This window comes from Lentzea sp. JNUCC 0626 (assembly GCF_043632865.1).
GTDB lineage: Bacteria > Actinomycetota > Actinomycetes > Mycobacteriales > Pseudonocardiaceae > Lentzea.
Genome location: NZ_CP171635.1, coordinates 6385647 through 6404526, shown reverse-complemented (window position 1 = coordinate 6404526; position 18880 = coordinate 6385647). Strand labels below are relative to the sequence as shown.

Genomic DNA, 18880 nt, shown 5'->3' with positions numbered 1-18880 from the left:
TGCCTTGACATTGCGTTACGTGTTTCGAAGCTACGGCTGGTGCATCACCTGAATGCGTGATTCGCCATGTGGGGAGAGAGGTGATCCCGATGTCTCTCGAGGAGCTGGCCGCACAGCTTCGTCGCGGTGAGATCGAGGACCCCGCGTTGGCGCAGTACGCCGCAGAGTACGCGCAGGCGGGGCAAGTTTTCCGCAGCAAGAAGGACGATTGAGCAGGTCGGCTGACGGGCGGGTGCCAGGGGCCCCGTCCGAGGCTGCCAGGCCCCTTCTGCTCCAGGGCCAGGAATACCTCTTCCGCTCGCCACCCAAGTGCCTGGACTTCCAAGAGCAGGTCCACCGCCTCGGCATGGTCGACGAGGGCGACGGCAACCCACAACCGTGCGTGCTGGTCCTCGCCCGCGCAGCCGACATGGAGATGAACGAACTCTCCATCGCCCTGGCCGAACGCGGCATCCGCATGGCCCGCATAGACGCCGACCGCTGCGTGGACCTCCCTCTCTCCGTCTACACCGACCAGCCGTTGATCGAACTCGACCGCTGGTTGCTCAGGCCGTTGCTCGTCTGGCGCCGCCACTTCGAACTCTCCGCGGTCCCGGTGGAACCAGGCACCCTCGCTGGCGCCTACGCCGTCGACCAGTGGGCCTCAGTGGCCAACTGGCTGTCCTCCCGAGCCGACTGGGCACATGTGAACCCCAGCCGCTTCTCGACGCACCTGGACCGCCTCACGCAGCTTTCCGACGCCTCTTCTTTCGGGTTGCGTGTGCCGCGCACGGCCGTGACAACCCGTCCGGGCCGAACGCGCCCAGGAGGCGGCGCCTGCATCGTCAAAACGGCGGGCCGACACCTCCTGGAACCCCGCCCAGGCGTCCAACACGGCCTCTTCCCGAGACCCCTGGAAACCTCCAGGGCCTCAGACGCCCCCGAGCCGGCCCCGGTGATCGTCCAGGAGTACGTCCCGTCCGAAACGGAACTGCGAGTCTTCGTGGTGGGCGAACGCTGCATCGCCTTCCAGGTCGACAAACTCGACCCGGCCCAACTCTGGGTGGATCCCGACGCAGTCCGCGTCACGCCGACGTCGGTGCCCGCGTCCCTCTCGGACAAGCTGCTAGCCCTCGCCCGCCACTGGCGAGTCCAGGTAGCAGCGTTCGACCTGCTGGTGACCGGTGGAGACCACGTGTTCCTGGAGATCAACGTCAACTGCGACTGGCGCTGGTTCGAACACCGCGCCGACGACACCAGCGTCTCCACCGCGGTCCACGACTGGGTGGCGCTCCGCTTCAAGGAGCTCCTCGGCGCCGGAAGGGCACGCTGATGTTCGGGTCCGTTCGACGCTTACCCGGATGCTCGCTCTAGTCCAATTCGCTGGGCCGCTCGGGCGAGAAACCACCATCCGCTCACACAAGCCGACGATCAAGGCCTAGGCTCACCGCGCCCCCGTAGCCCAATCGGTAGAGGCAGGTCCCTTAAAAGGATCACAGTACGGGTTCGAATCCCGTCGGGGGTACTTTCGTTCACCTGTATGGATCACCCTCTGACCAGCGGATACGCGGTCAGGGGGTGATCTTGTAACTGCCGGTGACATCGCGCGTCGCGGTGACTGTTGGTGATCATCGCTGCTGCCGTCGAGACCATTCGCAGGCCCGTTCCGGTGTGGCCTTGATCACGAGCGACTTCTGCGGACCTCGACGGCCTCCTGCTCGCTGGCTGACCTCGCGCGTTGACGGAGTGAAGTGGAATGACGCAAGGGGAAATCCAATCGAGTAACACCTGAACGGGCGACGTGCGATCTTGTGATTACTGATCGTGCTGTTGGGGGAGAGGTCCGTTCTTCATGCGTGAGCATCTGCGCGCTGTTCTGCTGCTTCAGCCCGAGTGGACCTCCAAGAACACGCTGGGGATGAAGCGGCGTGGCCAGCTGGTCCGGGACGAGGTGGCGGACTGGCTGAAGGAGCAGTTGCCCGCGATTCGGCAGGCGGTGCCGGTGGAGATCGACGACTGGCAGGCCGAGGGAAGTGATGGCACCGGCCTCAAGGCTGAGATCCCGTGGGCCCGCGTGCACTCGTTCAGCCGCTCGGATTCCGCGACCAAGGGTTGGTACGTCGTCTACCTGTTCTCCGCGCCGGGCGACCGCGTCTACCTGTCGTTGATGCAGGGCGCGACTCGCTGGCAGAACGGTGAGTTCAAGCCGCGGCCCCGGCGCGAACTGCAGGAGCGGGCGCGGTGGATGCGGGGTCGGTTGGCGACGCGTCTGCTCGAGCGTCCGGACCTCGTCGACGAGATCGAACTCAAGGCGCGCAAGTCGGATCTGGGGCGGGCGTACGAAGCCGGGAACGTCGTCGCGTTCGAGTACTCGTTGGGCGCGTTGCCTTCGGACGAGGTGTTGAAAGCCGACCTGACGTTTCTCGGCGGTGTGCTCAGCGAGCTTTACGAAATCGTCGAACGAGCCGTCGATCTGCCTGGCGAGCAGGCGCCAGAGATAGCCGACGCGGAGGTCGAGGCCGAGCGGTCCGCCGGAAAGGCCCGGCGTCGGCGTCGGTTGCGCCTCAGTTCGGCGGAGCGCATCGCGATCGAACGTCGTGCCGTCGCGGTGGCGATGGAGCACCTCGACGGGCAAGGGTACGAGGTCGAGGACGTGGGTGCGAAGGAGTCCTACGACATCGATGCCCGCCGTGCGGGTGAGCACCTGTTCGTGGAAGTGAAGGGCACCACGACGGTGTGGACGGACAGCTCCGAGATCGTCTTGACGAAGAACGAGGTCGAGCTGCACCTGGACAAGTACCCGAACACGATGCTGGTCATCGTCAGCAGCATCGTGCTCGACCGCACCGCTACGCCGCCGACGGCTTCAGGTGGGAAGTTGCGGGTCGTCCACCCGTGGCAGATCGCGGTGCCCAACCTGACGCCGTTGTCCTACAAGTACCTCGTGGGGGAGTGACGGGGCCGGGTCAGTCGTCCCAGTCGCCGATCACGGGTGGCGCGACCATCTCGTCGCTGTCGAACGTCGCGTCGGGGTCCGGCTCCCATGCCTCCTCCTATCACGCCAGGCGATTCAGGATGAACCGGACGGGTGATTTGGGGCGGTACGAAGGATGCTGGGTGGTCACCAGGTCGGGCGGGCCGTCACGCCGCCGTCCACGACCAGGTCGTGGCCGGTGATCCAGCGGGCCAGGTCCGAGGCCAGGAACACGCAGGCGTCGCCGATGTCCGACGGCGTGCCCAGGCGTCCCAACGGCGCGGCGGCCTCCCAGCGGGCGACGCCCTCCGGCCAATCCGAGGCGATGCCGGGCCGGGCGATCAGGCCAGGCGAGACCGTGTTCACGCGGATGCCGCGCGGGCCGTACTCCAACGCTGCCGCACGCGCGTGCATGATCAGTGCGGCCTTCGAGGCGGCGTAGTGGGCGTGGCCCGGAGCGGGGTGGGTGCCCTCGATCGACGCGATGTGCGTGACCGAACCGCCGGGAGGCAGCAGCGGAGCGGCGGCCTGCGTCACGGCGAACGGGCCCAGCAGGTTGGTGTCCACAACGGACTGCCACTGCGAGACGGTCATGTCCGGCAACGGTTCCACGGGTTGCACGCCCGCGTTGTTGACCACGCAGTCCAGGCGGCCGTGCAGAGAAAAGGCGTCGGAGACGACACGGGCAGCCGCGGTTCGCAGGTCGCCGTCGGCCAACCCGCGGTGGCGCACGACGTGAGCGCCCGCATCCAGGAAACGATCGCAGATGCCCGCGCCCACACCGCCGCCCGCGCCAGTGACCAGGACGACCTTGCCGCTGAGATCGATCACGAGACGATGCCCTTCACGTGGGAGACCAGCCAGTCGACGATCTCACCACGGCCCGCGGCGAAGGCGTTGTCAGCCACCTCGACGTACCTGCCGCCCGCCTCGCGGACCAGGACGGCGCCGGCGGCCACGTCCCACGGGAACACGCCGATGTTCGCGACGGCGTCGGCGCGGCCGGCCGCCACCCAGGCCAAGGACAGAGCGGTCGAGTAGACGCGGCGGACGTCGGCGATCTCCAGCAACGAGCCGAGCAGTTCCATCTCGCCCGTGTAAGGGCTGCCGGGCAACGGGATGTCGGTCAGCACCAACGGCCGGGGTCCGGCGGACGGCGGGATCACCAGGCCACCGGACCGGACGGAGAACGGCACCCCGACCGCAGCGGTGAAGAGTTCGTCGCGGAACGGGTCGAGCACGCAGCCCGCGACCAGCACGCCGTCCACCGCCGCGGCCACGGAGATGCACGACAACGGGATGCCGCGCACGAAGTTGCGGGTGCCGTCGATTGGGTCGACGTACCAGGTCACCGGGGCCGTGGCGCTGCCGAGTTCCTCGCCTACGACGGCCGAGTCGGGGGCGCCGGCCACCAACGCCGAGCGCAGGAACGACTCCACTGCCAGGTCGGCGCTGCTGACCTGGTCGTAGGTGCCCTTCGACGACACGTCGACGTGGACGTCGCGCAGGAGGGCGGCGGCGTCCACGCAGGAGCGGGCGGCCAGGGCTAGCAGTTCGGCTGGGGTCACGAGGCCCATTGTGATCGGTCACAAACACGACCGGATGACTCTGGGCAACGTCCTACCCGCGGCGGTGACCTGAGCCACCACGATGAGCAGACCTGACAACGACGTTGGAGGATCGGGATGCGAATCTTGGCGGGCGTGGCGGCGCTGGCGATGTTGGTCGCCGGAACAAGCACGGCGCAAGCAGACGTCGTCGAGTACGTGGCCATGGGCGATTCGGCGGCGGCCGGGCCGTTGATCCCGAACCAGGACCCGGCGCTGTGGTGCCTGCGCAGCAGCAACAACAACTACCCGCAGGTCGCGGCGAAGATCCTCAAGGCGAAGCTCACGGACGTCACGTGTTCGGGTGCTACGACGGACGACTTCGCGGGTCGGCAGTTCGGGTTCGTGAAGCCGCAGTACGAGGCGCTCTCCAAGAGCACGGACCTGGTGTCGATCACCATCGGCGGGAACGACGTCGGGCTCGTGCAGACGGCGCTGGGTTGCATCAACCTGCTGCCGGAGCCGATCGGGCTCTCGTGCAAGGACCGGCTGACGGCGGGTGGGGACCAGGTGGCGGCGAAGATCGCGCAGTGGGCACCCGAGTTCGGGGCCGCGCTCGACGAGGTCAAGCGCCGGGCACCGCACGCCAAGATCCTCGTCACCGGCTACGGGACGTACGTGCGGCCCGGCGGGTGCTACCCGGTGCAGCCGATCTGGGCGCGGGACGCCGACTACATCCAGGGGTCGGTGAACCTGTTGAGCGCCACGGCCAAGGCGGAGGCGGAGAAGCGTGGTGCGTCCTATGTGGACCTAGCGGCTGTCAGCGTCGGGCACGACACGTGCGCCAAGCCGTCCGAGCGGTACCTGGAAGGGTTGATCCCGACGACGATCGCGGCGCCGTTGCACCCCAACGCTGCGGGCATGAAGGTGTTCGGGGCTACGGTCGCGCGCGCCGTGCAGCAAGCGCAGCCGTCAAAAGCGTGACGTGCTCGATGCGCGTCGGGTCGAGGCCGGTCAGTTCCGCCACGCGCCGCAGCCTGTAGTCGACGGTGTTCGGGTGCACGTGCAGCTCACCGGCGGCGGGCCTGCGTGAGCCGCGGCGGAGGTAGACCTCCAGCGTCTGCACCAGTTCCTCGGTCAGCGGCGCGACGATCTCCGCCAACGGCCCGAGCGCGGCGCTCGGCCGGGAGAGCTGGTACTCCAGCAGCACGTCCGTGAGGCGGAACAGGCCGGGACCGGACGCCACGGCCAGCACCTCGCGCGCCAGCACGGCGGCGGTCGCGACCCCGGAGGGAGGGGCCGCGATCGCCGCCACCGTCACCGGGACGCCGGCGGCCCGCGTCACGTCCGCCACGATCCGCTCCAACGGCAGGTCCTCGCCGGGCAGCAGCGCCAGACCACCTTCCGGCGTCAGGGAGGAGAGCGGCTCCCGGCTGTGCCGTTCCAGCTCCACCCGCAACCGCCGCAGCTTGCGCCGCGACGCCACCGCCGTGTCCACGTCCGGCAGCAGCTCGTCCGGGTGCGGCGGCACGGACAACGCCAGCACGACGTAAGGTCCCTGCGCCTCAACGGTTCCGGCGAGCAGGCCGGTCAGCAACGTCGCCCGCGCCGAGCGTTCGTCGTCGAACATCGTCTGCCGCTCGTCGAGGTATCCGGCGCTCACCACGGGCGTCACGAGCTGCAAGTACCGCAGCGCCAACGCGTTGAGCGCCAGCACGTCCTGCACCTCCTCCGGCCGGGCCTCGGGCACCAGCCGTTCCCAGACGACCTGGATGCCCACGTGGTACGCCGTGAGCACCACGTCGATCGGCACACCCTCCTCGGCCCGCCGCGCCGCCGACTCGCGCAGGAACCGCAGCTCCTCGGCCGACGGCAACTCGCCCGAGTCGAGCACGAGAGCGAACGCCCGCAACGCGTGCTCGGTGACCCGGTAGATGTCGCCGGACAGCTCCTCCGCGGGCAGTTGGGAGTACGCCGGCACGCGCTCGACCAGCGCCGACACCACCTGCCGCACGAACGACGGCATCTCCGCGACGAGCCGCGCGGCGAGCGGACGTCCACCGATCACGTAGGACATCCGCCGATTCTGGCCTAGATCTCCAGGACCGTGCCGTCCAACGGGACCTCGACGCCCGCCTCGCGCAGTTTCGAAGACTCAGGCGAGGCCGGGTCGAGCACCGGATTGGTGTTGTTCAGATGCGTGTAGATCCGCCGCACGGCAGGGAATCGGCGCAGCTCAGGCAGGCTGGCCGTGATCGGCAGGTGCCCCATCGCGGCCTGCCCGGACGAGCTGCCGGTCGCCGACCCCATCTCCGACGCCGCGTAGAACGTGCCGTCCAGCAGCACGCACGAGGCATCGGCCACCACCTCGTCGAAGCCGGGCGGCCACGACGCCAGGCACGGCGCGTACACCAGCACCCCACCGGTGGCCGGGTCGAAGAACCGGTACGCCACCACCCAGTGGCCGTCCACAGTGGACGATCGGGCGTACTTCGGCCGCTTGCCGCTGATCGGGATCGCCGACACCCGCAGGCCCCCGAGGTCGAAGTCGCCGTCCACCTGCCGCCACGCCACGGGCGCGTACCCGTCGATCACCGAACGCAGGTCGAACTGGTCCTGCAACGCGTGCAGCACCGGTCCCGGCGCCCACACCGTCAGCCCCGCCCCGCCGCGCAACGTCAGCAAACCGAGCGTGTGATCAAGCTCGGCGTCGGTGAACAACGCCCCGCGCAACGGGGTCTCCCGCGCGCCGGGACCGGGGTCCAGGACCGAACACCCGGCGATCTGCGTGCGGATGTCCGGCGAGGCGTTGACCAGCCACCAGTCGGTGCCGTCCGCGCTGATCGCCAGGCAGTCCTGGGTCCGCGAGGGCAACGAACCGGACCGCGCACGGACGCACAGAGCACAAGCGCAGTTCCACTGCGGGAACCCACCACCGGCCGTCGTGCCGAGCAGAACCGCCTTCACCGCATCTTCCTCATCGCCATCGCGGGTTCGGCCGCAGGCTTCATCTCGGTCTCCAGAATCAGGTCCACAGTGGACCGCGCGGGAGACAGCGAGCACACGGGATCGGTCGCCGCGGCATCACCGGTCAGCTGGAACGCCTGGCAGCGGCACCCGCCGAAGTCGATCTCCTTGCGCGGGCACGACCGGCACGGGTCCTGCATCCAGCCGAACCCGCGGTACGCGTTGAACGACGGCGAGTCGTGCCAGATGTCGTGCAACGACGAAGAAAGCACGTTCTCGATCTGCAAGGACGAGATCACCGAAGCGGCGGGGCAGGGGAGCACGTCCCCGTTCGGCGCCACCGTCAACTGCCGCGCACCCCACCCGTACATGCACGGCTTCGGATGCGCCTCGTGGTAGTCCGCGATGACGTAGACGATCTCCATCCGCCCCTTCAACCTCGCCTGCGCGGCGGCGACGATCGGATCGGCGACGGCCAGCTGCTCGCGGGTCGGCAGCAGCACGGCCCGGTTGCGCAACGCCCACCCGTAGTACTGGGTGTTGGCGAGCTCCAGCCGTTCGGCGCCCATCTGCTCGGCCATCGCGATGATGCCGGCGATGTTGTCGAGGTTCTGCCGGTGCAGCACCGTGTTCACGGTCAGCGGCAGCCCCTCCTCCAGCACGAACGCCGCCGCCTCCACCTTGCGGTCGAACGCCTTGATGCCCGCGATCCGGTCGTTCCCGGCGCGGGTCGCGTCCTGCAACGAGAGCTGCACGTGATCGACACCGAGCGAGGCCAACGTTCGCAACCGGTCGCGCGACAGCCCGACGCCGGACGTGACCAGGTTGACGTAGCACCCGAGGCTGTTCGCGTGCGCCACCAGCTCGGGCAGATCCGGCCGCAGCAACGGTTCGCCGCCGGACAGGTGGATCTGCAACGCGCCGAGCGACCGGGCCTGGTCGAACACCCGCCGCCAGTCCTCGGTCGACAGCTCGGCCTCCCGCCGCACCAGCTCCAGCGGGTTCGAGCAGTACCCGCACTGCAACGGGCACCGGTGCGTCAGCTCCGCCAGCAGTCCGAACGGCGCCTCAGCCATCGACGTCCACCACCCTCCGCTCGACCAGCCGCGACACCAGCGCGGCCACGTCCGACGGCTCCACGCCGCTGTACTCGTCCGCCAGCACCACCGCGATGTCGCCGACCGACCGAACGCCATCACAAAGCGCCACAACGGATGCGGCCGTCTCGTTCAGCACCAGCACCCCCTCGGGGAACAGCACCACGTGCGCCGAGCGGATCTGGTCGTAGGTGCACTTCACCCCGCGCCGGATCCGCGGCACCGAGTCCAGGGCCGTTGTCACGGCTTGCCCTTGCCCGAGTAGTAGTCGACCGCGTCCAGCACGGCCCGCAGCACGTCGCACTTGAACGACAGCGCGGCCACCGCCTCGAGCTGCTGCTCACGGGTCCGCGAATGCTCCACGACGATGTCCAAAGTGGCCTGTCCTTCACCGGCGACCGCCTGGATGCGATGGGTGAAGTAGGCGAAGCCCTCCTCGGCGATCCACGGGTACTGCTCCCGCAACGCCGTCAAACGCCTGCGCATCAACGCACCCGAGAACATCTCGGTGAGCCCGGAGGCGATCCCGGTCACCCACGGCCGCGTGCGCGCGAAGTTCACATATGCGTCCACGGCGAACCGAGTGCCGGGCAGCACGTGCCGTTCGTCGAGCACCTCCTCCCGCGTCAGCCCGACGGCCTCCGCGAGACGGATCCAGTTCTCCGCACCACCTTCGCCCGGCTGCGTGCCGTCGTGCCAGATGATCCGCTCCCGCCACTGGCGCCGGATTTCCGGCGACGGGCAGTTGGACAGGATCGCGGCGTCCTTCTGCGCGATGCACCGCTGGTAGTACCAGCGGTTCGCGGCCCACGCCTGCAGTTCGTGCTTGCTCAGCCGGCCTGCGTGCATGCGCAGGTGGAACGGGTGGCTGTCCCAGTACCGGGGTGCGAGGGCGCGCAACTCGGCGACGAACTCCGCAGGGGCAACGGCAGACATGGGCGGAAACCTCCAGGAACGACGCGCGGAGCCGGGGTTCCCGGTAGCAGACCAGAAACCCCGGCGCGATGCCTGACGTCAGCTGCGGGCCGCGTAGGCGGTGACCTCCATCGGCGTCTCGAAGTCGCGGAAGTCGGGCTTGACCCACTCGCGCTTGACTTCGGGAAGCTTCGTCTCGGTGGTCGGGACGGCAACGTTCATGGCGCAACTCCTCGGTCTCCGGCTCGCCGGCCGTGAGGCGGGCAAGCGCTTTCCGTGAGTGCGGCGGCGAACCACACGGTATGGGGTGAAGGGCGTCGAGGTCCAGAGCTGGTCCGCGAAGCTGTCGTTCCCGGAACAACGAGCGAGCGTTGCGGGTGGCTGCGATCTGTGATTGCGTAAACACGCCCTGCAACACCGCCGCCGCAGACTAATTCGAGCGGACCCTAAGGAGAGCACTCCATGCGTGCTCGTCGTATCGCAGCAGCGGCAGCCTGCACTGCCGTGGCCGCAACCCTGTGCGTGCTGCCCGCGTCGGCCCAGGACGGGCCGTCCACGCTGGCGGAACGCACCCTCGCCACGAAGCTCGACATCCCGTGGGACATCGAGTTCCTGCCGGACGGCAGCGGGATCTTCACCGAGCGGGACACCCGCAAGATCAAGAAGATCAAGGGCACGACCGTGACCGAACTGGACACGGTCGAACAGGCCCAGACCACGAACGGCGAGGGCGGCCTGCTCGGCCTCGCCGTGTCGAAGACGTTCGCGACCGACAACTCGGTCTTCATCTACTACTCGACGGCCAGCGACAACCGCGTCGCCAAGCTCCAGCTCGGCGGCACCCCGCAGCCGATCGTCACCGGCATCCCCAAGAACCGCTACCACAACGGCGGCGGCCTCGAGTGGGGTCCGGACGGCTTCCTGTGGGCCACCACGGGCGACGGCCAGAACACGGCCAACGCGCAGAACTGGAACTCGTTGGGCGGCAAGGTCCTCCGCTTCGACGCGGCGGGCAAACCCGCTGCCGGCAACCCTCGCGCCGGCAGCGTCGTCTACTCGATCGGCCACCGCAACGTCCAGGGCATCACGTGGATCGGCAACACCGCGTACGCCACGGAGTTCGGCAACAACTCGACCGACGAGCTCAACCGCATCGAGGCCGGCAAGAACTACGGCTGGCCGACGTGTGAGGGCAACTGCAACACCGCGGGCATGACCAACCCGGTCAAGACCTGGTCGACGAGCCAGGCCGGGCCCGCGGGCGTCGCCTTCTACAAGAACGCCCTCTACGTCGGTGCCGTCACCGGCAAGCGCGTCTGGAAGATCCCGGTGAACGGCACGACGCTCGGCACCCCGCAGGCGGTGTTCTCGAGCTACGGCCGGGTGCGCGCGGTGACTCCGGCGCCGGACGGCACGCTGTGGCTCGGAACGTCCAATCAGGACGCGAACGGCTCACCGGGCGCCAACGACGACCGGATCATCTCCACCGACGGCTAGAACTTCAGTTGCGAGCAGCGGGCATCCGGCGGAGCTGGTCCAGCACCGCCGGATCCTGCAGCTGCATCCACTGGATCACCTCGGTGTAGGTGGCGCACACCGTCTCCGGCTTGTCGCACACGAACTCCATGAACTGCTCCATCGCCGTGGAGAACGCGTTGCCGTTCCACTCGTTGAAGTGGTTGCCGACGACGATCGGCGCGCGGTTGCCGTTCAACGCGGCCTGGTGCACCGACTTGTAGGTGTCGAGCACGATCTGGGAGAAGTCCGCGGCGCGTTCCGGCTGGTCCTTCGCCTGGTTCAGCGAGTACCAGAGGTTGAAGTCCATCATCACGACCTGCTTGCCCAGCGCGGGCACGCGGACCTCGGGCATCGGGAACTCGTACAGTCCGTTCTGGACGGTCGGCCACTGCACGCCGAGCGCGACCTTGCTGGTGTCGTAGACCAGTCCGTGCGCGGCCATCGCCGGGAAAGCCTGATCCCAGTTGCCTTCCAGGCACGGCGTCCGTCCACCCCGGACCGCGTCGGCGGGCAGGTTCAGGCCCGCGGCGCGCGACTTGTCGACGATCTGCCGGAACTGGTCCAGCTCCGCGTTCCAGGCCGCGTTGTCCCACTTGTCGACGGACGGCTGGGTGCCGCCGGAGCAGAAGTGGCCGTTGTAGTGCGTGCCGATCTCGTGGCCGTCGGCGATCACCTGGTTCAGGTAGCCGATGCGGGCCGTGATGTCCTGCCTGGTGCCGCCGAACGAGATGTCGGAGACGCCGCGCTTGAGGCCCGCGGGCGGCTGGTACTGGTTCTTGTCCGCGTCGGCCAGCATGTAGACGCCCGACAGCAGGCCGGTGACGTGCGCTTTCTTGTCCTTCGCGATGGGCAGGACCTTGTCCCAGTGCTGCTTCGACACCGCGCCGTCGAACGAGAAGAGGACGAACTGCGGCGGCTTCTCGCCGGGTCCGAGCTTGCGCATCCACGGCTGCGCGGCGATCTGCTCGGGGGACGGCGCGGGCACCGTCGGCGTCGGCCCGGCGTCCTTGGGAGCGGGCAGTCGCGGTGCCATCGGCAACGGACCTGAATCAGCCTGGTTCGCCGGCTCCTTGTTCGAGCCGAGCGTGAACACCATCGCTAGAACCAGCCCCAGAGCCAGGCCCGTGGTCAACCATCCCCACCGTTTCACACTAAAGGAGACGACTGGTTACCCGAACGGGTTGCGCGAGGTGGGCAATTGGTCACAGAACGGGTTCGGCGATCACGACCCGGTTCGCCTCGTACCCCTGCTGACCACCGATCCACGTGCCGCCGCACGTGACGAGCACGAGCCGATGAGGGCCGCGCGGACCGAAGAACTCCATCGCGCGCGCAGGCAGCTCTTCCTTGCGCACGGTCTCGATCTGCTTGATGCGGAACTTGAACTCCTTGCCCGCGCTGTCGGCGATCACGACCTCACGGCCGTTCTGCGCCTGCCACAGCTCCGCGAACGGGCCCTTCGCGCCCTTCCAGTCGACGTGCCCGGCGAGCACCGTGGCGCCCTCCGCGCCCGCGAGCTCGGTGCCCCACCACGTCGCCTCGCCGATGCCGTCCGGCACCGGCAGCACGCCGTCCTTGACCTCTTTGCGCACGAGCGTCGCCGACCCGCCCGCGGGCAGCCGCACCGAACCCGGTCCGGCCTTGGGCGGCGCGGGCTGCTGTTGTTGTTGCTGCGGTGGGGGATCGGCGGGCTTGGCGTTGTCCGTGTTCGCCCCGCCGAGCAACCCGGTGAGGTCAGGACCGCGGCCGGTGCTCAGGCTGTCCGCCACCGGCCCCGGCCCGACCACCGGGATCTCGTCCGCGACCGCGCGCCCGCGCAGGACCTCGGTCTCGGACGTGCCGACCAGCACGCCGGCGGCGGCAATGCCCGCCACCAGCGCACCGGTCAGAAAAGCCTTCGGACTCACTGCCTGCGCCACACCAGGAAGCCTGCCAGCGCCGCACCGAGCAGCACCAGTCCACCCACGCCGAGCATCAGGCCCGGACGCAGCTGCGTGTCGAACGACGCGGTCGCGACCGGCGTCTGGCCGTCCGCACCCGCCGGGATCGTGCTCGGCACCACGGGCGTGTTCGGCTTGTTCACCAGTTCGAGCGCGAGCGTCTGGCCCGCCGCGACCGCACCGCACGCCGACGGCGGCGCCTTCGGGTCGAAGAACTCCTCATAACCCTTGGGGGCGGCCACCTCGACGAGGCAGATCTCCTGCGGCGTGCGCAGGTCCGGCACCTCGACCGTGCCGTCGGGGCCGGTCTGCAGCACCAGCGGCTTGCCGTCCGTGCCGACGAGGTCCGTGTCGTCCTGCTTCTTCGCGGGCTTCGTCTGGTCCTTCGCGGTGACGCGCAGCGCGACGCCCGGGATGGCCTTCTTGGTCTCCGAGTCGATCTTCGTGATCTTCACGGCGCCCGGAGCGGTCTTCGCGGTGGTGTTCGCGCCGGCGTTCAGCTTCTTCTCGCCACCGGTCGTGACCATGCGCTGCATGTTCTCGGTCTGGATCGGGAAGTGCACGACGGGACGGTCGGCGGGGGAGTCCGCGGTGACGGCGATCGCGGGCTTCGGGCCGGTGGCGATCAGCTTGATCGCGGCCGGGCTGCCGTCGGCACCGGTCTTGGCCGTGCCGCTGGTCGAGCCGTCGGCGAGCTTCGCGTCGGTCAGCGTGAAGGCGATCGGGGCGTTCGTGACGCCCTTGTCGTTCGCCTTGAGCAACGACGTGGTCCAGGTGGACTCGGCGCCGATGATCAGCGGTTCCTTCGGCGCGGTCGCGGTGAGCTTCCACGGGCCGCGGTTGGCCTCGGCGTCGGCCTTGATGCGCGCGACGGTGTCCATGACGGACTGCGGCAGGCGCGCGGCGTAGAAGGCGGAGTCGTAGGCGAGGAGCTTCGGGTCGGTCGTGTCGAGCCGCACCGGACCGTCCACGACGGACGTCCACGTGTGCAGCAGGTGCGCGAGCGCCGCGGCCTCGTCCGGCGACTGCGTCGTGGAGTAGCGCAGCAGCAGGTAGGAGATGTTCGCCGCGATGTCCGGGGCGAGCGACTTGCCGGCCTTGGTCTTGAGCTCGTCGCCTTCCTGGTAGCCGACGTTGCTGTCCGGCGCGGGCAGTGCGTACTGCACGCACCACACGTGCTTGCCCTGCCAGACGTATGAGCCGTGCCACTCGCTACCGGGTGTGGCGTTGGGCTGGAGCCCGGACGCGTTGTGGCCGATGCCCTTGACGCCGACAGCTGTCGCCGTCGCGGGGACGGTGAGGAGCGCGAGCCCCGAAACCATCGCCACGGCGGCCAGACGTTTCCAGCCCATGGTGAATCGTGATCCCCTCTGACCTGTGTGTATCCCGCGTGCGAGCTTGTCGGTCCCCCACACCGGGGACAAGCCGCCACGAGGGGGAAGTCTCGCGCTACTGAGGGTGTGAACGTGATTGGAATGTGACGGGCATTACGCCCATCGTGGGTGACACGCCGCGACACGCCGTAGTCTCACTACGCTCCGGAGTTAGCGCAGTATTTGCGCACGTGTGATCGTCGTTGCGGGTAAAGTCGCCTTTACCGACGGGGAACACGGCACGGAACGTGCTCGTTGTATCCAGTGACGGCGTAAAGCAACGCCCCAGGAGGACCAGGTGCGCTCGAGCAGCAACCCGGCTTTCCGTAACCTGCCGACCGGCGGCGGGTACGGAGGCTACGCAGGCTTCGGCCAGCCAGACCAGGCTGGCTACCAGCAGGGCCCGCCGCCGCTGACCAGCGAGCGGCCGATGACGATCGACGACGTCGTCACCAAGACCGCCATCACCCTCGGCGTGGTCGCCGTCGGTGCGGTCGCCACGTTCGTGTCGGGGCTGTACGCCCTCGCGTTCCCCGCGGCGATCGTCGGCCTCGTGCTCGCGCTGATCATCATGTTCAAGCGCAACCCGAGCCCGCCGCTCGTCATCGCGTACGCCGTCGCGGAGGGCATCTTCCTCGGTGGCATCAGCTACATCATCGGTCGTGCGCTGGACAACGTGGTGCCCGGCAACGGCATCGCGGTCATCGGCCAGGCCGTGATCGGCACGCTCGGCGTGTTCCTCGGCATGCTCGTGGTCTACAAGACCGGCGCTGTCCGCGTGACGCCGAAGTTCACCAAGTGGATCACCGGCGCCATCATCGGTGTCGGCGTGCTGATGCTGTTCAACTTCATCCTGAGCTTCTTCGGCTCCGGTGAGGGCCTCGGCATCCGCTCGGGCGGCCCGATCGCCATCATCTTCAGCCTCGTCTGCATCGGCCTCGCGGCGTTCAGCTTCCTGATCGACTTCGACGCGGCCGACCAGGCCATCCGCGCCGGCGTGCCGGCCAAGTTCGCGTGGCAGATCGCGTTCGGTCTCACCGTCACCCTCGTGTGGCTGTACACCGAGATCCTGCGCCTGCTGTCGTACTTCAACTCGGACTGACGCTTCGGGTGTGCTGGAGGGGCGTCCTGCTTCGGCGGGGCGCCCCTTCGGCGTTTCTCACGGGGGAGACATGACGAACAGGTTCGACGAGTGCATGCGGATGATGCGCCGCCGTGATCCGCAGGCCCGGGAGGACGGGTTCTGGACGTTGCGACCGCACGCGGCAGAGCACCTCGACGAGTTGATCGCCGCGTTCCGGACGGAAGAGGACCACGGCCTGCGTTGCTGGCTGCTCGAACTGATCGGTGACGCGCGATCACCCGAGGCGTTGCCGATCCTGGTCGAACACCTGGATCACGAGGACGAGTCGTTCGCGAGCTGGGCCGCCACCGGTCTCCAGAAGCTCGACACCAAAGAGGCGCGCACCGCCCTCTATCGTCATCGCGCGAACAATGCGCACAACTGAGGGGGAATTGCGGTGGATTCGGCTTATCGACTCGTCCTGGAACCGCCATCGGTCGACGACTACCTGCGCTTGCGGCAGGAATCCGGACTGAGTGCGCGCACCAGGCAAGAAGCCGAAAACGGCATCGACGGCGCGTGGGCCAGTGCGATTGTCGTTCACGTGGAATCGGGGGAAACCGTCGGCATGGGCCGGGTGCTCAGCGACGGCGGTTGGTACTTCCACATCATCGACATGGCGGTGCTGCCGGATCATCAACGCAAAGGCATCGGTGACGCGATCCTCACCGCGTTGGTCGATCGCATCGAAGCGCACGCGCCCAACGCGTACGTCAACCTGCTGGCCGACCCGCCCGGCCGTCGTCTCTACGCACGACACGGGTTCGTGGAGAGCGCACCGGCGAGTATCGGCATGAAACGGGTCTAGACCCGCCAGCGCACGTCCGGTAGTTCGGTGCCGACCTTGATCAGGCAGTCCATGCAGAGCGCGCCCGCCTGCGCCCGCGAGACTCGTTCGTCTGGCACCGAATGGTCGCAAACCGCCTCGTAAAAGCTGCGCGGGCCATCGGCTTGATCGAGAGAGAAAGCATGGCATTGCAGGTCATATTCGCTTTGCCACCACACATAGGGCATGTCCGACCCCTCCTTACTCATCGGTAGGGACGGACTTCCCCTCGCCAGATGACGCCATTGGGCGACGATTCATCTCATCGGCAGAAAGGGGGCTTGCAAGTAGCTCCGTTCGGGTGAAGCGGAGCTACTTGCAAGCTTCAATTTGCAGATCTTGTCCGAAAACGAGCAAACGCTCAGCTCAGGCGCTCGATGACCATCGCCATGCCCTGGCCGCCGCCGACGCACATCGTCTCGAGGCCGAACTGCTTGTCGTGGAACTGGAGCGAATTGATCAAGGTCGTCGTGATGCGCGCGCCCGTCATGCCGAACGGGTGGCCGACGGCGATGGCGCCACCGTTGACGTTCAGCCGGTCCAGATCGATGCCGAGGTCCTGGTAGGACGGGATGACCTGGGCGGCGAACGCCTCGTTGATCTCGACGAGGTCGATGTCGGAGACCGACAGGCCGGCCAGCGCGAGGGCGCGCTTCGAGGCCTCGACCGGGCCGAGGCCCATGATCTCCGGCGAGAGGCCCGAGACGCCGGTCGACACGATGCGGGCCAGCGGCGTGATGCCGAGCTGCTGGGCCTTGGTGTCGGACATGATCACGAGGGCCGCCGCGCCGTCGTTGAGCGGGCAGCAGTTGCCGGCGTTGATCCGGCCGTCGGGGCGGAAGACCGGCTTGAGCTGCGACACGGCCTCGTAGGTGACCCCGGCGCGCGGGCCGTCGTCAGCGGAGACGATCGTGCCGTCGGGCAGTTCGACCGGGGTGATCTCGCGGGCCCAGAAGCCGTCCGCGATCGCCTTCTCGGCGAGGTTCTGCGACCGGACGCCGAACTCGTCCATCTCCTGGCGCGAGACGCCCTTGAGCAGCGCCAGGTTCTCGGCGGTCTGGCCCATCGGGATGTAGACGTCCGGGACGACGTCGAGCGTGCGCGGGTCGATCCACTCGGAAGCGCCGGAAGCAGCAACGGAGGCCGTGCGCGCCTCGGCCTCGCCGAACAGCGGGTTGTGCGTGTCCGGCCACGAGTCGGAGCTGCCCTTGGCGAACCGCGACACCGTCTCGACACCGGCCGAGATGAACACGTCGCCCTCGCCCGCCTTGATGGCGTGCAGCGCCATGCGCGTGGTCTGCAACGACGAGGCGCAGTACCGGGTCACGGTCGTGCCGGGCAGGTTGTCGTAGCCCAGCAGCACGGACACGACACGGGCCATGTTGAAGCCCTGCTCGCCGCCGGGCAGGCCGCAGCCGAGCATCAGGTCGTCGATCTGCGCGGGGTCGAGCTGCGGCACCTTGTCCAGCGCCGCGCGGATCATCCGCGCCACCAGGTCGTCGGGACGGACGTCCTTCAGCGAACCCTTGCCCGCGCGTCCGATGGGGGAGCGGGCGGCGGAGACGATCACTGCCTCAGGCATCACGAAACTCCTCGTTGAGAGTCAGGGTTGCCGTCGAGCCTAGTTAACGCCCGCTCACCCCGGCCAGCGCGAGTGACGAGAATTCCGAAACTCAGGCGTGCCGCTTCAGCAGCCACGACGGCACCCGTGACGGCCGCACGGCCAGAGCCGCCGCCGACCGCAACGGCAGCACCGGCGCGACCCAGCCCGGTTGCAGCCCGGCCACCTGGCACAACGGCGCCAGCAGCACGCCCGCCGCGGCCTCGTAGCCCGCCGCGCTCGGGTGGAAGCGGTCCGAGCTGAACATGTCCAGCCGTGCCATGAACTCCGGCGCCAGCAGGTTCGCCAACGACACCGGCACGGCACCGACGCGACGCACCGCGGCGGTCTGCGCGGCCGCGAGCCGCAGGCTGTACCGGTGTCCGACCATCCGCAAGGGTTGGGGGATCGGCCGCACGATGCCCAGGTCAGGGCAGGTGCCGACGACGACGCCGCACCCGATGGCGCGCAACTTCCGCACCTGCTCGGCCAGCAACCGGGCCGACTCGGCGGTGCCCATCCGCGACGTCACGTCGTTCGCGCCGATGATGATCAACGCGACCTGCGGGGCGTCCAGCACGGCCGCGTTTACCTGCGGCACCAGGTCACGGGTGGTGGAGCCGCTGATGGCGTACGTCGAGAGGCGCACCGGCCGTTCGGCCTCCTCCGCGAGCGCCTGGGCCAGCAACACGCCCGGCATCTGCGAGGGATGGGTCACACCGACGCCCACCGCCATCGAGTCCCCGAGCACCGCGAACCGCAGCGGGTCGCGGCCGTCGTCGAGGTACACCCCGTCCGGCGCCGGCCAGAGGTGTTCCAGCACGCCGATCGCCGTCCGAGCGCGTCTGCCCTGCTCAGTGAGCAGGCCGATGGCCGCACCCGACAGTCCTCCGAGCGTCGCGGCCGTCATGGCCACCGCCCGCAGCGTCCTCAGCCCGATCATCCGCACCACCCCCTTCTCCAGTGGAATCGTCGGCACCGCCGTTCGAATTAACCTCCGCAGCCACTAGAGCTAGGCTTC

General features: G+C 68.5%; 22 protein-coding genes and 1 tRNA gene. 9 read left to right on the top strand and 14 right to left on the bottom strand.

The annotated features are described in order from the left end of the window. Positions 1 to 89: 89 nt before the first annotated feature. From JNUCC0626_RS29030 to JNUCC0626_RS29015, 4 genes are all read left to right on the top strand, one after another. Positions 90 to 212: a hypothetical protein gene (locus JNUCC0626_RS29030; protein ID WP_256238980.1), complete on the top strand. Its 123-nt coding sequence runs from the start codon at positions 90 to 92 to the stop codon at positions 210 to 212. Continuing rightward, positions 209 to 1312, top strand: coding sequence for an ATP-grasp domain-containing protein (locus tag JNUCC0626_RS29025; RefSeq protein ID WP_394613915.1), 1104 nt, complete (start codon positions 209 to 211; stop codon positions 1310 to 1312). Before JNUCC0626_RS29030 ends, JNUCC0626_RS29025 begins: the two co-directional genes overlap by 4 nt. 118 nt (positions 1313 to 1430) lie before the next feature. After that, positions 1431 to 1504 (top strand) — tRNA-Leu (locus JNUCC0626_RS29020). A 327-nt stretch (positions 1505 to 1831) separates the two neighbouring features. Then, positions 1832 to 2935, top strand: a complete 1104-nt coding sequence (locus JNUCC0626_RS29015) for an MrcB family domain-containing protein (protein WP_394613914.1) — start codon at positions 1832 to 1834, stop codon at positions 2933 to 2935. 165 nt (positions 2936 to 3100) lie between these two features. Here JNUCC0626_RS29015 and JNUCC0626_RS29010 read toward each other — a convergent pair whose 3' ends face one another. After that, positions 3101 to 3784 (bottom strand): SDR family NAD(P)-dependent oxidoreductase, encoded by a 684-nt coding sequence (locus JNUCC0626_RS29010; protein WP_394613913.1) that lies wholly within the window; start codon positions 3782 to 3784, stop codon positions 3101 to 3103. Further along, complete coding sequence (locus tag JNUCC0626_RS29005) at positions 3781 to 4521, bottom strand: inositol monophosphatase family protein (protein ID WP_394613912.1); 741 nt, start codon at positions 4519 to 4521, stop codon at positions 3781 to 3783. The genes JNUCC0626_RS29010 and JNUCC0626_RS29005 overlap by 4 nt, the downstream gene beginning before the upstream one ends. Before the next feature lie 117 nt (positions 4522 to 4638). Here JNUCC0626_RS29005 and JNUCC0626_RS29000 point away from each other — a divergent pair, with 117 nt between their 5' ends. Beyond that, entirely contained in the window at positions 4639 to 5484 is an 846-nt protein-coding gene (locus tag JNUCC0626_RS29000) for an SGNH/GDSL hydrolase family protein (protein ID WP_394613911.1), read from the top strand. On the opposite strand, the gene JNUCC0626_RS28995 is transcribed toward JNUCC0626_RS29000, so the two are convergent. The 6 genes from JNUCC0626_RS28995 to pqqA form a co-directional block, all read right to left on the bottom strand. Then, the gene (locus tag JNUCC0626_RS28995; protein ID WP_394613910.1) at positions 5438 to 6577 is read right to left on the bottom strand and encodes a PucR family transcriptional regulator; all 1140 of its coding nucleotides are present in this window, start codon (positions 6575 to 6577) and stop codon (positions 5438 to 5440) included. The two genes, JNUCC0626_RS29000 and JNUCC0626_RS28995, sit on opposite strands and share 47 nt — an antisense overlap. Before the next feature lie 14 nt (positions 6578 to 6591). Then, positions 6592 to 7467, bottom strand: a complete 876-nt coding sequence (pqqB, locus tag JNUCC0626_RS28990; protein WP_394613909.1) for a pyrroloquinoline quinone biosynthesis protein PqqB — start codon at positions 7465 to 7467, stop codon at positions 6592 to 6594. Continuing rightward, a complete protein-coding gene (gene pqqE / locus JNUCC0626_RS28985) occupies positions 7464 to 8543 on the bottom strand; it encodes a pyrroloquinoline quinone biosynthesis protein PqqE (protein ID WP_394613908.1) in 1080 nt (359 codons plus the stop codon). The genes pqqB and pqqE overlap by 4 nt, the downstream gene beginning before the upstream one ends. Continuing rightward, positions 8536 to 8808 (bottom strand): pyrroloquinoline quinone biosynthesis peptide chaperone PqqD, encoded by a 273-nt coding sequence (gene pqqD, locus JNUCC0626_RS28980; RefSeq protein ID WP_394613907.1) that lies wholly within the window; start codon positions 8806 to 8808, stop codon positions 8536 to 8538. The genes pqqE and pqqD overlap by 8 nt, the downstream gene beginning before the upstream one ends. Then, the gene (gene pqqC / locus JNUCC0626_RS28975) at positions 8805 to 9500 is read right to left on the bottom strand and encodes a pyrroloquinoline-quinone synthase PqqC (RefSeq protein WP_394613906.1); all 696 of its coding nucleotides are present in this window, start codon (positions 9498 to 9500) and stop codon (positions 8805 to 8807) included. Before pqqC ends, pqqD begins: the two co-directional genes overlap by 4 nt. 78 nt (positions 9501 to 9578) lie before the next feature. Continuing rightward, positions 9579 to 9701: a pyrroloquinoline quinone precursor peptide PqqA gene (gene pqqA / locus JNUCC0626_RS28970; RefSeq protein ID WP_063757028.1), complete on the bottom strand. Its 123-nt coding sequence runs from the start codon at positions 9699 to 9701 to the stop codon at positions 9579 to 9581. Between the two features lie 282 nt (positions 9702 to 9983). On the opposite strand from pqqA, the gene JNUCC0626_RS28965 reads away from it, so the two are divergent. Beyond that, complete coding sequence (locus tag JNUCC0626_RS28965) at positions 9984 to 10976, top strand: PQQ-dependent sugar dehydrogenase (protein ID WP_394613905.1); 993 nt, start codon at positions 9984 to 9986, stop codon at positions 10974 to 10976. 4 nt (positions 10977 to 10980) lie between these two features. Here JNUCC0626_RS28965 and JNUCC0626_RS28960 read toward each other — a convergent pair whose 3' ends face one another. The 3 genes from JNUCC0626_RS28960 to JNUCC0626_RS28950 form a co-directional block, all read right to left on the bottom strand. After that, positions 10981 to 12129, bottom strand: a complete 1149-nt coding sequence (locus JNUCC0626_RS28960) for a polysaccharide deacetylase (protein WP_394613904.1) — start codon at positions 12127 to 12129, stop codon at positions 10981 to 10983. 70 nt (positions 12130 to 12199) lie between these two features. Further along, entirely contained in the window at positions 12200 to 12916 is a 717-nt protein-coding gene (locus tag JNUCC0626_RS28955; protein WP_394613903.1) for a class F sortase, read from the bottom strand. Then, a complete protein-coding gene (locus JNUCC0626_RS28950) occupies positions 12901 to 14289 on the bottom strand; it encodes a SpaA isopeptide-forming pilin-related protein (protein ID WP_394613902.1) in 1389 nt (462 codons plus the stop codon). Before JNUCC0626_RS28950 ends, JNUCC0626_RS28955 begins: the two co-directional genes overlap by 16 nt. A 319-nt stretch (positions 14290 to 14608) precedes the next feature. Between JNUCC0626_RS28950 and JNUCC0626_RS28945 the strand changes: the two genes are divergently transcribed. The 3 genes from JNUCC0626_RS28945 (at position 14609) to JNUCC0626_RS28935 (ending at position 16241) form a co-directional block, all read left to right on the top strand. Further along, complete coding sequence (locus tag JNUCC0626_RS28945) at positions 14609 to 15412, top strand: Bax inhibitor-1/YccA family protein (protein ID WP_394613901.1); 804 nt, start codon at positions 14609 to 14611, stop codon at positions 15410 to 15412. 70 nt (positions 15413 to 15482) lie between these two features. Further along, positions 15483 to 15818, top strand: a complete 336-nt coding sequence (locus JNUCC0626_RS28940) for a HEAT repeat domain-containing protein (RefSeq protein WP_394613900.1) — start codon at positions 15483 to 15485, stop codon at positions 15816 to 15818. A gap of 69 nt (positions 15819 to 15887) precedes the next feature. Next, positions 15888 to 16241: a GNAT family N-acetyltransferase gene (locus JNUCC0626_RS28935; protein WP_394613899.1), complete on the top strand. Its 354-nt coding sequence runs from the start codon at positions 15888 to 15890 to the stop codon at positions 16239 to 16241. On the opposite strand, the gene JNUCC0626_RS28930 is transcribed toward JNUCC0626_RS28935, so the two are convergent. The 3 genes from JNUCC0626_RS28930 to JNUCC0626_RS28920 form a co-directional block, all read right to left on the bottom strand. Continuing rightward, positions 16238 to 16447: a hypothetical protein gene (locus JNUCC0626_RS28930; RefSeq protein WP_394613898.1), complete on the bottom strand. Its 210-nt coding sequence runs from the start codon at positions 16445 to 16447 to the stop codon at positions 16238 to 16240. The two genes, JNUCC0626_RS28935 and JNUCC0626_RS28930, sit on opposite strands and share 4 nt — an antisense overlap. Before the next feature lie 173 nt (positions 16448 to 16620). Then, complete coding sequence (locus JNUCC0626_RS28925) at positions 16621 to 17841, bottom strand: acetyl-CoA C-acetyltransferase (protein WP_394613897.1); 1221 nt, start codon at positions 17839 to 17841, stop codon at positions 16621 to 16623. 91 nt (positions 17842 to 17932) lie between these two features. Then, entirely contained in the window at positions 17933 to 18802 is an 870-nt protein-coding gene (locus JNUCC0626_RS28920) for an SGNH/GDSL hydrolase family protein (protein WP_394613896.1), read from the bottom strand. Positions 18803 to 18880 lie beyond the last annotated feature (78 nt).

Coding starts and splice junctions, on each gene's coding strand:
- JNUCC0626_RS29030 (WP_256238980.1), top strand. CDS start 90: ATGTCTCTCGAGGAGCTGGCCGCACAGCTTCGTCGCGGTGAGATCGAG.
- JNUCC0626_RS29015 (WP_394613914.1), top strand. CDS start 1,832: ATGCGTGAGCATCTGCGCGCTGTTCTGCTGCTTCAGCCCGAGTGGACC.
- JNUCC0626_RS29000 (WP_394613911.1), top strand. CDS start 4,639: ATGCGAATCTTGGCGGGCGTGGCGGCGCTGGCGATGTTGGTCGCCGGA.
- JNUCC0626_RS28995 (WP_394613910.1), bottom strand. CDS start 6,577: ATGTCCTACGTGATCGGTGGACGTCCGCTCGCCGCGCGGCTCGTCGCG.
- pqqE (WP_394613908.1), bottom strand. CDS start 8,543: ATGGCTGAGGCGCCGTTCGGACTGCTGGCGGAGCTGACGCACCGGTGC.
- pqqC (WP_394613906.1), bottom strand. CDS start 9,500: ATGTCTGCCGTTGCCCCTGCGGAGTTCGTCGCCGAGTTGCGCGCCCTC.
- pqqA (WP_063757028.1), bottom strand. CDS start 9,701: ATGAACGTTGCCGTCCCGACCACCGAGACGAAGCTTCCCGAAGTCAAG.
- JNUCC0626_RS28950 (WP_394613902.1), bottom strand. CDS start 14,289: ATGGGCTGGAAACGTCTGGCCGCCGTGGCGATGGTTTCGGGGCTCGCG.
- JNUCC0626_RS28940 (WP_394613900.1), top strand. CDS start 15,483: ATGACGAACAGGTTCGACGAGTGCATGCGGATGATGCGCCGCCGTGAT.
- JNUCC0626_RS28930 (WP_394613898.1), bottom strand. CDS start 16,447: ATGCCCTATGTGTGGTGGCAAAGCGAATATGACCTGCAATGCCATGCT.
- JNUCC0626_RS28925 (WP_394613897.1), bottom strand. CDS start 17,841: ATGCCTGAGGCAGTGATCGTCTCCGCCGCCCGCTCCCCCATCGGACGC.
- JNUCC0626_RS28920 (WP_394613896.1), bottom strand. CDS start 18,802: ATGATCGGGCTGAGGACGCTGCGGGCGGTGGCCATGACGGCCGCGACG.